The sequence below is a fragment of the Calothrix sp. PCC 7507 genome (assembly GCF_000316575.1).
Taxonomy (GTDB): domain Bacteria; phylum Cyanobacteriota; class Cyanobacteriia; order Cyanobacteriales; family Nostocaceae; genus Fortiea.
Genome location: NC_019682.1, coordinates 2,904,047 through 2,916,347 on the forward strand (window position 1 = coordinate 2,904,047; position 12,301 = coordinate 2,916,347).

11 protein-coding genes, 1 pseudogene and 1 CRISPR repeat array (1 of these 13 only partly in view) are annotated in these 12,301 nt (G+C 42.7%); of the genes and pseudogenes, 2 read left to right on the top strand and 10 right to left on the bottom strand.

Annotated elements, in window-relative coordinates:
* Nucleotides 1-446: a CRISPR direct-repeat array (repeat unit 35 nt; unit sequence GTTTCCATCCCCGTGAGGGGTAAAGGAATTAAAAC); it begins 3,391 nt to the left of the window's first position.
* Between the two features lie 386 nt (nucleotides 447-832).
* The 7 genes and pseudogenes from cas1 (CAL7507_RS12345) to CAL7507_RS12375 form a co-directional block, all read right to left on the bottom strand.
* Nucleotides 833-1,171 (bottom strand): CRISPR-associated endonuclease Cas1, encoded by a 339-nt coding sequence (cas1, locus tag CAL7507_RS12345; RefSeq protein ID WP_369750908.1) that lies wholly within the window; start codon nucleotides 1,169-1,171, stop codon nucleotides 833-835.
* Nucleotides 1,172-1,332: 161 nt separating this feature from the next.
* Nucleotides 1,333-1,644: a CRISPR-associated endonuclease Cas1 gene (cas1, locus tag CAL7507_RS30800; RefSeq protein WP_369750909.1), complete on the bottom strand. Its 312-nt coding sequence runs from the start codon at nucleotides 1,642-1,644 to the stop codon at nucleotides 1,333-1,335.
* A gap of 296 nt (nucleotides 1,645-1,940) precedes the next feature.
* A pseudogene (gene cas1 / locus CAL7507_RS12355) lies at nucleotides 1,941-2,405 on the bottom strand (CRISPR-associated endonuclease Cas1); the annotation flags it as partial.
* Between the two features lie 461 nt (nucleotides 2,406-2,866).
* Nucleotides 2,867-3,079, bottom strand: a complete 213-nt coding sequence (locus CAL7507_RS32350) for a hypothetical protein (RefSeq protein ID WP_042341305.1) — start codon at nucleotides 3,077-3,079, stop codon at nucleotides 2,867-2,869.
* A gap of 381 nt (nucleotides 3,080-3,460) precedes the next feature.
* Nucleotides 3,461-3,835: a type II toxin-antitoxin system PemK/MazF family toxin gene (locus CAL7507_RS12365; RefSeq protein WP_015128809.1), complete on the bottom strand. Its 375-nt coding sequence runs from the start codon at nucleotides 3,833-3,835 to the stop codon at nucleotides 3,461-3,463.
* Nucleotides 3,832-4,107: a CopG family ribbon-helix-helix protein gene (locus CAL7507_RS12370; protein WP_042341306.1), complete on the bottom strand. Its 276-nt coding sequence runs from the start codon at nucleotides 4,105-4,107 to the stop codon at nucleotides 3,832-3,834. Before CAL7507_RS12370 ends, CAL7507_RS12365 begins: the two co-directional genes overlap by 4 nt.
* Nucleotides 4,108-4,388: 281 nt before the next feature.
* On the bottom strand, nucleotides 4,389-6,248 hold the full coding sequence (locus CAL7507_RS12375; RefSeq protein ID WP_015128811.1) for a hypothetical protein: 1,860 nt from the start codon (nucleotides 6,246-6,248) through the stop codon (nucleotides 4,389-4,391).
* Nucleotides 6,249-6,959: 711 nt separating this feature from the next.
* On the opposite strand from CAL7507_RS12375, the gene CAL7507_RS12380 reads away from it, so the two are divergent.
* Together CAL7507_RS12380 and CAL7507_RS12385 are read left to right on the top strand one after the other, a co-directional pair.
* Complete coding sequence (locus tag CAL7507_RS12380) at nucleotides 6,960-8,189, top strand: succinate--CoA ligase subunit beta (RefSeq protein WP_015128812.1); 1,230 nt, start codon at nucleotides 6,960-6,962, stop codon at nucleotides 8,187-8,189.
* Nucleotides 8,190-8,589: 400 nt separating this feature from the next.
* Entirely contained in the window at nucleotides 8,590-9,486 is an 897-nt protein-coding gene (locus CAL7507_RS12385; RefSeq protein WP_042341308.1) for a CoA-binding protein, read from the top strand.
* A 100-nt stretch (nucleotides 9,487-9,586) separates the two neighbouring features.
* Here the strand turns inward: CAL7507_RS12385 and CAL7507_RS12390 are convergent, their stop codons facing one another.
* The 3 genes from CAL7507_RS12390 to CAL7507_RS12400 form a co-directional block, all read right to left on the bottom strand.
* Nucleotides 9,587-10,012 (bottom strand): type II toxin-antitoxin system VapC family toxin, encoded by a 426-nt coding sequence (locus CAL7507_RS12390; protein ID WP_015128814.1) that lies wholly within the window; start codon nucleotides 10,010-10,012, stop codon nucleotides 9,587-9,589.
* A complete protein-coding gene (locus CAL7507_RS33085; RefSeq protein ID WP_015128815.1) occupies nucleotides 10,009-10,332 on the bottom strand; it encodes a hypothetical protein in 324 nt (107 codons plus the stop codon). Before CAL7507_RS33085 ends, CAL7507_RS12390 begins: the two co-directional genes overlap by 4 nt.
* 61 nt (nucleotides 10,333-10,393) lie before the next feature.
* Complete coding sequence (locus CAL7507_RS12400; RefSeq protein WP_015128816.1) at nucleotides 10,394-12,238, bottom strand: tetratricopeptide repeat protein; 1,845 nt, start codon at nucleotides 12,236-12,238, stop codon at nucleotides 10,394-10,396.
* Nucleotides 12,239-12,301: the final 63 nt, after the last annotated feature.

Consider the following 12,301-nt stretch of genomic DNA (forward strand, 5'->3'; position numbering starts at 1 on the left):
AGGAATTAAAACTAATGGAAACCCGCAACAAGGCGCAGGAACGGAAAGTTTCCATCCCCGTGAGGGGTAAAGGAATTAAAACTAATACAGCGTTTCTGCTTTATGTCATCAGCACAAGACAGTTTCCATCCCCGTGAGGGGTAAAGGAATTAAAACAGGAGGAGGAGGACGAAGAGAAAGAAGACCCCAAGTTTCCATCCCCGTGAGGGGTAAAGGAATTAAAACTTGTTGGATGTCTTGGAAAAAGCTTGCCCTCCTTCCAAAAAAGTTTCCATCCCCGTGAGGGGTAAAGGAATTAAAACTGTTGACCTTTCTGCCCCCCTGAGGGCCAACGGTCCGAGTTTCCATCCCCGTGAGGGGTAAAGGAATTAAAACACTTGGATAACTTTCTTGGGGACACCCGTTGCAGAAGTTTCCATCCCCGTGAGGGGTAAAGGAATTAAAACCCTACTCATTTAGAAGCCTTATGCAGACAGGGTTACAGATACCCATTTTCGCGGGGGGTCTAATTTACCTGTCAGTAAGCTACATTTATTGAGAATTTAGTCCTAGTAGAACCTTCTCAAAAGCTTACTGAGAAAGCTTTCCGCGGGGGTCAACGAAATCATCAGGGTTTCACGGATCGCCTGACCCCCGCGAAAAATTTACGTACACAAAGTCAAAACAAGTACTTTGAGATTCACTTGGAAACGTCAGATTAAGTTTTCAAGGTTCTGTTTGTTGTTTTACATGGTATCACAAAGTACTCTGACTGTTCACAGCATCAAACACGAACTTAACATAAGTTTTCTCTACTACCGCCCCGGTTATGCAAGGTTATTTGTGGAACACTTTATTTCTCCCAAATCATCGGGCGATACACTTCCACTTCACCCTTCAAGCATGAAATGTATTCCCGTACCTGCAACTCAAGGGCGCGACGGTATACTACTTTCTGTCCAGTATGAGGATGCGTCACTTCTGATTGCAATTTCTCTTCCCAATGCTTCAGAAACTTCTTGAGTGCGTGAGGTTGAAAATACACTCCATTTCGTTCATCAGGTAATGTAAAATCATCAATTGTAAAAACTTCCGAATTGACTAAATAAACTGTCAAAGAATCGACTAAGCCAGCACGCCATTCTTCCATCAAATCAGAAACTAGTACCGCAAGGCGGAAGTCAAAAGTCAAAAGTCAAAAGTCAAAAGTAATATGGAGTAAGCTTTTTAGCGATTGAGAATGGTCTGCTTATTTCCGCCGCACTGTACTAGTGGTTTGTCAATTTTGTTTTGAGGGGTTTTTGGTAGTGCGGGCATCTTGCCCGCGTGAGCGAGACGCTACAGTCCCTCATTTCAACCCTGACAGACTACTAGTGCTGGATGATGATCGCGGGGGACGTGTAAATTCCCAAAATGAGTATGCAATCCTACAGATTGGATGAATGAATAAACATTTTGGCTTAATAGAGTGTAGCCCGAACTGAGCATACTATTAATGGGGTCAGTGGGTGGGCGCTTGGTGCGCTTTTCAAACGTCAACGAACCAGAAAATAAACTTCCCAGTGCTTGAAAATAAATTGTCGCCGCCCTTCCTTCATATCCCCGCAGCACATCCATATTATCTGCAAAAGTTAGTTTATACCTATTTTGTATGAAGATGCACATAATAATATCCCCCTGTAGTCCCCCCTTGGTAAGGCAGGGCTGATTCATTCGCTCGTGTTGGGGATTTGTCAAGAGGATAATCTCACGCAAAGGCGCAAATACGCAAAGAAAAATTAGGTATTTCGGACTGAAGACGCCAAAATTTTTTGTCTTAATTGTGGACTTGCCCTCAATTTTCATCCCTTTGACCCTGGCAATTTTAACCCTTTTAGGGAACGAAACAGCCCTACCTTGGTAAGGGGGGACGGCGATAGCCGGGGGGTGAATTATATGCAGCTTCACAAAAAAACGGTATTACTCATCAAAATCTCTAATTCATTAGATGCCTTTTTGATGATTGTTCCATCTACATTTTTAGATTTTTGACGACGGTTTAACCGCATCAACAATATGCGTGAATTATGCAACTTTGCTCTAACTATAGCCTCAGCTTGCTTTTTGACAAACTCAGGATTTTGACAACGCTCAACTTGTAACATCAAATATTCTACCCTAGCATCACCTTCTGCTTGCAATCTGCCAAAATAACTCCCTTTTTGCGACAAATACATGATTGGAATCCGTCGCCACAATGCCATGCTTACCGCACCATGTGATACGTTGCAAGAACCAAATAGCACAACATTGCTTACCCGTGATACTGGCACTTTAATCCGCAATTCTCGCTGATAAAATACTTGAAATTGTTGATTTTTTACGCTCAGATATGCACCTTGGTCGGTTATATATAAAGTAGTCATGGTTTCCTGCCAATAATGAGATTCAAGTTAAAAGTTAAAAGGTAAAAGGTAAAAGAAGGAAGAGTTTAAAAAGTATTGGGCAAATAAAATTCGCTACTACACAAACAAAGTCCACGGAGGTTGACTAATCCGAAATCAAGGATTTTTAACCTGCGGATGTAGGTTTTGTTTGTGTAGACGAGCCAGTGCGTTGGGCGGCTCTGCCGACTTGTACCGCTAAAGCGGAACCCGCAGGGTAGCAACTGGCGTGCGGTTTCTAATCGCCGATTTCACTTTTCTTTTACCCTTTAATTTAATTGTTACAGTCCTATATATGGGTTCGTGTATGGGTTATTTGATTTTGTATATGACTTCGTATATGTCTTTTAAGACAGCTGTTACAGACTGCAGACGAGTGTTTATATCCCCGACTTCTTGAAGAAGTCGGGAATCTGGAGAGCAACTTTTGTGTAATTTAATCAGCAAAAACAGATATTGCTTTCTCAAACTCCAGTTTGCTTGCTCAAAATGCCTTTTTGCTTTCTCATTTCAGTAGATTCAGCAAGCAAAAGCAGATATTGCTTTCTCAAAATGCCTTTTTGCTTTCTCATTTCGGTAGATTCAGCAAGCAAAAGCAGATATTGCTTTCTCAAAATGCCTTTTTGCTTTCTCATTTCGGTAGATTCAGCAAGCAAAAACAGATATTGCTTTCTCAAACTGCGGTTTGCTTTCTCATTTCGTTATAAGTAGTTAAACAAAATTAATTACACAATGTCATTGCGAATGCAGCGTTCGCGCAGCGTCCCGAAGGGAAGCGAAATGAAGCAATCGCAAGGGCTGGGATTGCTTCGCTTCGCTCGCAATGACTGTAATTAATTTTGCGTAGTTACTTATCGCGCATTTATTTTGGTAATCTCCCAACGAGATTAACCACTTTATTCCATAAGTAAGTCGGTGCAATAAAACCAAACTATGTGAAGAAAAGTAAATAAGGCTCAAACTCTTTCTCCCCCTGCCCCCTGCCCCCTGCCTTATTCCAACAATAATTATTTACGCCGACCTACTTAACTCGTAATCTATTGCAATTCCAGTGCGTTTCAATCCACATCTAAGAGTATTTCATCCTCTTGCCCCGGTAGATCAAGGGCAATCAAAAGCGATCGCCCAACTGAAGCGATCGCTTGCTGATCAAGAGTGCCCCGCAAACGCAACAAGCGCGATTTTGAGAGGACTCGAATCTGATCTGTCATGGCGAGTGAATCATGGCTTAATCCACCATTGGATGCATGAATCAACACTTGTGTGGGATAAATCCGCTTACCTGCTCGATAGGTTGTGCAGGGAACTACTATAACCACGGGACTGCTAGCATTAATCACATCTCGGCTAACAATAATCACTGGACGGGTTCCACCTTGTTCTGATCCTTCAGTCGGCTCTAAACGAGCGTCATAGATTTCACCCCATCTCATTCCGAGGTTTCTCCTAGTTTCAAGGCTTCCCACTGAGCCGGGGCAAATTCTGCCTCCATCTGCAAAATTTCGGCTTGGTACTCTACGTCATTTGCCATTTCTGCTAAAGCTGCATCAATTTCTAGCCGTTTTTGAGCAGCGAGTTCACGCCGTAATGCTCTGGTGACGAAATCGTTGCGGCTTTTGGCTTTTCCTGCTTGAACAGCTTGATCCGTTGCTGCTAACAAATCCTTTGGGAGGGATAGTGTTGTGCGAACCATCTGTTGCTCCATACTGTTTTACCAAATGATGTTTAATTTGATGACTCTAATAACATCATTTTAGTCAACGATCGCCTAATTTACCCTACTCAGTACTGAGTGCTGAGTCCTGAGTGCTGAGTAAATTAACGGGTACTCAGTACTTTTGCACTTGGTAAATGCCCCGCCCGATGTTAAGCGGAATCTTTTAATACAGGAGTTGGTTGATACCCCACCCCTCTCCTGTCGGAGACGCGCAAGGGACGTGGGTGGTTTTTTTAACTCAGCACTCAGCACTCGGAACTCAGCACTCTTCATCCTTGGCGCGATCGCGTGTAAACTGGCCTGCCTTGGGAATCATAGACAAGTAGGGGTAGGTTGGCGTTGTCACTAATGATTGCTAGTGCGTCTTGTAAGTTTTCCCAGTATTGTTTAATGCCACTTGCTTTGCTGGAATCTGGCAATTCGGGATTAGCCAAACCACTTTGCCGTATTTTGTCGTAGGCGTCGGTTAATTGGATGATAATTGCTCTTTTGTCTACGGTGAAGGTGCAAATCGGAATGCTACTAGTACAAGTTTTCTGGAGATCAGCCAGGGTTTGTTGGGGATTACTAGTGCTTTGGAGTTTTTCTTGTGCTTGCTTTAAGGCTAGTGAATAGGGTTCAATCAAGGATTGAGCCTGAGTGTAGTAAGAGCTATCACGAGAAATTTGTTTAGCAGCCTGTAAAGCTTGACCCCATCGCACCACTGCTGCTGGCAATTGATTATTTTGTTCCGCAGCTTTCGCTTGGCTAGCCGTGCCTACAGCTTGTTGGTAGGTTTTAGCTGCTAATTGTTCTTGCGTGGCGCGATCGCGGGCTGCAGCTAATTTCGGTTTATATTCTGTCAATAACGCTTGGGCTTGTTGGTATCCTGAGCTTGTCTGAGGAATGGCATTTAAAGCATTAATTACTACCTGCCAAGTAGACTGCGCCTTTTGCCAGTCATTCAAGGATTTAGCAGCAGTTTCTTGCTTTGTGGCTGCACTGGCTACAGCTTGTGCTGCAGTCAGCTTTTTCAGCCATTTTGCTTCTACTAGCAATTGCTCGTTGACATTTTTGAGACTGACACGATAACGAAATAATTTTGGCTGCACTAGTCCATAGACATCACTTTGGGGATCTATGGCTTCTAAGGGGGCGATCGCCTGTCGCCAGAGGTTTTGTCTAGCTTGTAATTCTTCTAGGCTTTTGGCAGGGATTTGAGTTTTTTGCACCGCCAAAGATCCCCCCTGCAAAGCTTTTACTACTTGGTCAATTTTTTCTGACTGTGTAGACAAGCTGGCTTTTAGTTCTTCTCCAGCCCGGTAATGCGGAGACCAACTAGGAATTATTGTTAAAGATGAGCTAGCTGTATTCAGTTGTTGCTGCAACACTACCAAGTCTTTTTCCGACTTAGCACGGCGGATCATTTGTCTGGACTCTGTTTTTAATTGCTCCGCAGTTTGCAGTTCTTTACACTCTGAGATCACACAAGGACGAGTCAGTAAGTAAGCACCGCCTGATAGCACAATCCCCACCAAAGCAACACCTAATAAGATTGGTTTGACTAGTCGTGCTGACTTGGAACTCGACAAATCCGGCCCACCTGCCAAGGGATCAAAAGCTTCTTCCTCTTCTGATTCTGGCTCTGCATTAGACTCATAACTAGATAAAATTGCGTCCTCAACAGGTGGAAATATCGGCTGTTCGCTTTCTCCTTCTGCCTCTATCACCCCTATTCCCCACATAGTGCGGTTACTGAAGTCCCCCTCTTCCGTGACTGTTTCATGGATTTGGTGATCAGCAGATGGGGAGATCGGCTGTTCAGGTTCACTCCCTCCCCCCCTGTCTTCCTCATGCAGCGTCAGCCAACGTTGGGCATAAGGGCGGTTTTCACCAGAGATTCTGAGGAAACATTGCACACGCTGCTCCCAGTAACTTGGCAAAGACTGGAGCGCTTCCTCAAGCAGTTGAAAGATTGTCTCGGTATCAACTGTCACATTCGCTGGATGTTGAGTTAGAATCATTAACTCATCATTCTTGACAGCACACTTCACTTGGAAGGCTTGACCAGATGGAGCTGCTGCAAGTAATTGTTCCTGCAAAGTTTTGGCTAAAAGCTGTAAATCTTCCTGCTGAACTGCTACTTTCATAGAGCATTCTTGCTGTTCTTCTAGATGATTTTGCTGATGATCGAGAGTAGAAGGTGAAAAACTTCCGTTTTTTGAATACAGATGCACGGTTTAACCAACCATAGCCAAATAATCAGATAGAACAACTTTCTAACACAAATTCCTAATTTTTACCAATAATCATTTGCGTAATACTATACGTTACATTTGACAATCTGACTTAAAGTAGAAATTACGAATATAAAATGGGAACAATAAAGTATTTGGGCATTTTTACGACTGTATGCATGATGATGAAATGTAGATCATCTACAACTACGTATTGCAGAAATTACAGTACAGTAGTTATGAAGCAATAGGGTTCAGTTAAAGATATTTGTCGGTGCCGTGCCCCTTAGAAGTATTGCATTTCAGCCTAACTGAACCCTATTGAGTTATGAAGCTATCCCAAATAGCACGAAAAATAGTACGTTAGTGGTTGTTGACAAATTTGCTAGTTATCTGACATGCTGACAAATTCACTAAGAACATTAAATACATATTTTTGAGATGCTATCAGCAGGTTAGCCCTAAAAATTAAGTTGCTTCCTTTACTAAATTAGATAAAATTGATACGTGAAAAATAAATTTTTATAGCTGTCCAAAGTCTGATTATCTAATTATGGTGCTGGAAAATGTCAAAGATAGCACCAAAAAAATGCTGATGATTGTGTCAATACGAGGTGCGTGTCCATGGATTTATTGGAGTACCAAGTTAAAGAATGGTTTGGGAAAATAGGCATTCCTGTATTGCCCTCCCAGAGAATTGATCACCCCACAGACCTGAAACGTTTGAAAATCCATTATCCGATTGTACTGAAATCACAAGTACATGCAGCGGAAAGGGCTAAAGCAGGTGGAGTCAGAATTGTCGAAACCACAATCGACGCGATCGCCGCCGCGCAAACCATCTTCAATCTGCCAATTTGGGGAGAGTTGCCGGAAGTTGTGCTGGCAGAATCTAAGTATGATGCCCAAGAAGAATTTTATTTAGCAGTAGTTCTAGACACCGCTGTCTGCCGCCCAGTACTTTTAGGTTGTAAGGAAGCCAATATTGATTGGGAATCAGCTGGGGAGAAAATGCACTATGTCGTCGTAGAACAAGAATTTTCGCCATTTTATGCCAGACGACTAGCTTTAAAAATGGGCTTGCAGGGTGCGCTGATGCAGTCAATCAGTACTGTGGTCGAGAAGATGTACCAGTTATTTGTGCAACAAGACTTAGACCTAGTGGAAGTCAATCCTCTGGCTGTTAGCGCATCTGGTCAAGTTATGGCACTCAATGGCAAAGTGAGAGTGAATGAACGGGCGATCGGTCGTCATCCAGAACTCACACAGATGGTGGACAAAATAGTCACTACTAATACTGGTGGTGAGATCAATGGTCATTTAGGTAATTGGGATGGAATAGAAATACACGGTGGTAAAATCGGTATCTTGGGCAATGGTACTGGTTCGGTGATGGCAACTTTAGATTTAGTCGCCAACAGTGGTGGTAAGCCTGGTGTGTGTTTGAATCTGCGTCATGCTTTCCTGACTGATAAATCTCCGACTACTTTTTGCGATCGCCTAGAAAAAGGGTTGAAAATCCTCGCAGCTGATAAAAGTATTCAAGTAATACTCATTAACCTCCTGGGTAACATTCCCCAATCCACGGAACTGGCCGAAGTCATAGCCAAATTTCTGCCACAAAACACTAGCGAACTCAAACCACAGGCTGTACGTTCTAATGGCAGCAAAACTCGTCGAGAAATTTCTTTACCCCGGTTAGTTGTCCGTCTTGCTGGTTCTGATTTTGATGCTGCTAAAAAATATTTAGCAACAATCAAAAATCAGGGTGATCTACTCATCGTGGTAGAAAATTTAGATGCAGCCGTGGCCGAAGCAGTTCGTTCTGCCAAGTCAACTGCTTACAAAAGGTAATACTTAAGTACGGGAGAGGTGTAGTGGATACGACAAATTTATCTATCAAACCTGATGAAAGTGATTAATCACCTCAGCATCTTGTTTTAACCACAAGATGCTACAGTGTTGATTGTTACTAGTATTCTCCTCAGTTAAAGGTTAATACTGAATGTGTTATGACCTTTTGTAACCATCAAGATAAATATTATTTGCAGTGCAAAGTACATTATGTGTTTCTAGTGCATTTAGATTAATTATTCTTTACTATAGTCCGGGTTTAGTGACCAGAATCAGCACTGACCGGTACAACAATTTTTCTGAATTTACGTAAAAATGGGATCAGCCGACACTGTGCATGTGTCGTTTTTCTTCCCAGTGGCTTCGGGTACTGGGTCGGCAAAAATTACCTTACTATTTTATGAACTTAACGCCAGACAGCAAAGTTTTAATCCAAGGCTTCTGTGAATTCATCTCAGCAACTCACATCGCTCAAATGAAAGCTTATGGCACAAATTTGGTTGCTGGTGTCAATCCAGGATTTGGGGGACAAAAACTGTATGGTCTGCCAGTATTCGATCTGGTGGAAGAGGTAGTAGGACAATTTGGGGCAATTGACACGACAATCATCTGTGTAAACCCTTACCAAGTACTGGATGCAGCCTTGGAAGCGATCGCCTCTCATATTCGCCAGATCATCATCATCTCTGCTGGCGTACCACCTCTAGATATAGTCCAATTACTCCGCAAAGCCGAAGCTAGCGACACCCTAGTAGTAGGGCCAAATAGTCCGGGGATCATCGTCCCCGGTAAAATCCTTTTAGGTACTCACCCTAGTGAATTTTATACTCCCGGTGTAGTGGGAATTGTCAGTCGCAGCAGCACCCTCACCTATGAAGTCGCTTACGAATTAACCAAAGCTGGCTTGGGACAATCAATTAGTGTCAGTATTGGCAGTGATGCGATCGTTGGTTCATCGTTTTTGCAATGGCTACAAATTCTCGACGAGGATGAAACCACACAGGCGATCGTTTTAGTCGGTCAACCCGGTGGTGATAGTGAAGAAACTGCAGCGCGCTATATTTCGGAAGCAATTGATAAACCAGTTATTGCTTACGTCGCCGGTAGACAAGCACCACCAGGAAAACATTGGCGTCAAACTGGCACCTTAGCCACAATTATTGGCCGCGATCCTAACTTTGGCACAGCGCAAAATAAATTAACTGCATTTAAAGCAGCACAAGTCCCAGTGGCTGAACGTCCTTCTCAGATTCCAGAGTTGTTGAAAAAGGTGATTAATCAGCCCATATCCGAGTAACAGATGTCAAATTTGAATTTAACTCTAGCGATCGCTGTTACTATATCCAGCACATACAAGTAATTTAATCAAAGGCGATCGCTAGATTTTCTGGTTAACACTACTGCGGAAAAAATACTCGATCGAAAGGTTGGTTGCGATAGAGGCGATAAATGTCGAAATCTTTAGCTAAGGTAGCAACGGCATTAATGTTTAACCGTTCAGCGATCGCAATCAAGGACAAATCTGCAAAATCTCCCGGCAAGCTGGCATACTTGGTATTAAGTTCAGAAATACGCTTAAAATCCTCCACTGTCAGTTGTTCACACTTATATACCAGATTTACTATATGTGATAAAAATACGTTTTGCACCTGCCAATTAGAACTAAGAAAATACATCACCTCAGTCACACATGCAGGGATAGTTACTAATTCACTAGTACAATCGGCAAAAAAATTAGTAACTTGTACATGATAATTATCTGTTTTATTATAAAAAGCTACCAATAATGATGTATCTACAAGAATGACGGGATGATAGGTCATTTTTCTGGAATCTGTTGATTTTCCTTGTTCATACTGATGTGAATCGGACGAACAGCATTAGGTATTATTCCTATCTGTTCATCATGTATATCTTGACCAATCAATTTTCGGCGAACATCTCGATCAGATAAATCACTCGGACCATTGAGTAAATACTCAGGATAACCACCCATTCGTTCTAAAACAGTTTTTCGGGATTGTAAGGTTGCCAAATGTTCACGCAACAAGCGTTTAATCAACTCAATACTGGTGGTTTTCTCTTGAGCAAGAATTTCTACTAAATACTTCTCAGTCTCTTTATCCAGGTTGATACTCAGCATAAAATCTCCTATGATTTGCTTATTTTATCAATCCCATTAGCAATAGCTAATATTGCTAGCGCTACATACTTTGGCGATATTCTCCTAACAACTGGGGAATGTAATCATAGCCATCAACACCAATAATGGCAATGAATTTCGAGCGACTTTGCTGCAAAGCATCCTGAAAAGCTGCTTCCCCAAGTTGACTATATAAAATCGCCAGTAATGCTGCGGGTTTTTGCCATTCTTGAGAAGCAATTTGATTTAACAAATACATCCCCAGACAACCTGTGTAAATTGCTCTAGCAAAATTTGCTTGACTATAATTTACCTCAGCTAAGTTGGCTAAGTTCAATCCTTGCAAATACAAATCCCCAGAAAGCTGTGCTGTGTTAAAACCTGCTTCTAAACTTTTGATGGCTGCTTCTGGTTGTTGAATAACTTGGTAAGCAATGCCAATACTGCTTAAACACAGAGCTTTGCTTTGAATATCACCTAATTGTTCTGATAGCTTTAAACCTTGTTGTAGATAATTAATCGCCATTTCATAGGTTTCTGGCTCTAGTTGTTCTAGCTGTTTTGCCTGCATGACTTCGCTATAGCCTAAATTAACTAGTGCATTGGCTTCTCCGGTGCGATCGCCTGCTTGACGACTGAGAATTAACGCGCGTTGACTATAGTTAATCGCCTCAGCATAATTTTGCTCTTGGACGTAGGTACGGCTGAGGTGGTTGAGATTGGCAATTTCACAGGGGCGATCGCCTGCATTTCTAGAAATTTCTACTGCTTGCTGATGAAATGTGATTGAGCGTTTGTATTGTCCCAAAGCCCGCTGTGAATAACCTAAAAGCGTCAAAATCCGCGCTTTTTCTTGAGTTCCCTCAACTTGTCGCAAGGGTTCATCAAGATAATCTAAAGCATCCCGTAAATAACTGCCAGAAAACGAGGCAAAAATCCCGCCATATAGGGGAAAATATGCACGTTGGGCAAAGGTTCGCAGAATTTGCAGCATAATTTGTGAAGCCGCATCGCCGTAAACTGCCGCAACACTGCCAAAACCACTCGCTAACTGGCTCCAAATCACTGCAAAGGTCAAAAACGTAGAAATAGATAATTTTGAACCAGCCTGGACATTATAAGCTTGTTGGTCAAACCAGTTAACTAGCCCCCGCTGCAAGAACTGCAAAATCAATGCTAATTCCACCCAATCACTGAGGGTGATACTACGCTGCTGTTGGGCAAATTGAATTGCAGATTCTTCTAAGGCTAAGGTGTGAAGCAGTCCTTTAGTCAACTGGCTATTAACTTGTTTAGCCCAAGTTGCCCAAGGGCCGCTTTCTCCGGGGACACCACCAAATCCCAGTTCCCGATTTTGCTCGTACATCCAACTAACTAAATGGTCTTGCAATCGTTGCCAAGAGCCTAAACCACGGGTAATTCCGATTGATATTTGCTGTAAATCAGCGTCAGCTTGGGCAAATTGCTGTAATGATTTTGACACCTGCTGTAGCTGTTGGAGATTCAGCGGATACTTTTGATTGGGATCGGTAAAACTTAAGAATATACCCAGACGCTCATCAGTAGAGGCTGTGGTGATTTCTCTAATTGCCAAGACGATCGCTTCTGTGGCTTTGTTTTGCTCTTGCCAGCGTTGCCATTGAGTTTGTATTGTTTTAATTGCTCTCAAGCTGCGGGTAGCTTTGGCTTTTTTGAGTTCATCTTGTTCGCTGTCTGCTTGGCTTTGGATCGTGTTCAGGCGATCGCTCAAAGCTAGTTCAAACACCTCTCCCGTACCAGGGGTCAAGTCTTTGAGCAATATCTGATACACCTGTTCCACAGAGCTAATCTTGCCCTTGAGGGTAGATTGGACAATGTCATCGATGAGAGAGAGATAGCGATCGCGCAATGGCAGAGATTCTGACACTTTAGCTAATAGAGAACGTTACGTTAATTCTCATTCTAGTCGCTGTGGAGGTGGAGGGGAACG

Excerpts from the sequence above, each read along its gene's own strand:
- cas1 (WP_369750909.1), bottom strand. The coding sequence starts at position 1,644 with ATGTGCATCTTCATACAAAATAGGTATAAACTAACTTTTGCAGATAAT.
- CAL7507_RS12380 (WP_015128812.1), top strand. The coding sequence starts at position 6,960 with ATGGATTTATTGGAGTACCAAGTTAAAGAATGGTTTGGGAAAATAGGC.
- CAL7507_RS33085 (WP_015128815.1), bottom strand. The coding sequence starts at position 10,332 with ATGCTGAGTATCAACCTGGATAAAGAGACTGAGAAGTATTTAGTAGAA.
- CAL7507_RS12390 (WP_015128814.1), bottom strand. The coding sequence starts at position 10,012 with ATGACCTATCATCCCGTCATTCTTGTAGATACATCATTATTGGTAGCT.
- CAL7507_RS12365 (WP_015128809.1), bottom strand. The coding sequence starts at position 3,835 with ATGAGATGGGGTGAAATCTATGACGCTCGTTTAGAGCCGACTGAAGGA.
- CAL7507_RS12385 (WP_042341308.1), top strand. The coding sequence starts at position 8,590 with ATGAACTTAACGCCAGACAGCAAAGTTTTAATCCAAGGCTTCTGTGAA.
- CAL7507_RS12370 (WP_042341306.1), bottom strand. The coding sequence starts at position 4,107 with ATGGAGCAACAGATGGTTCGCACAACACTATCCCTCCCAAAGGATTTG.
- CAL7507_RS12375 (WP_015128811.1), bottom strand. The coding sequence starts at position 6,248 with ATGAAAGTAGCAGTTCAGCAGGAAGATTTACAGCTTTTAGCCAAAACT.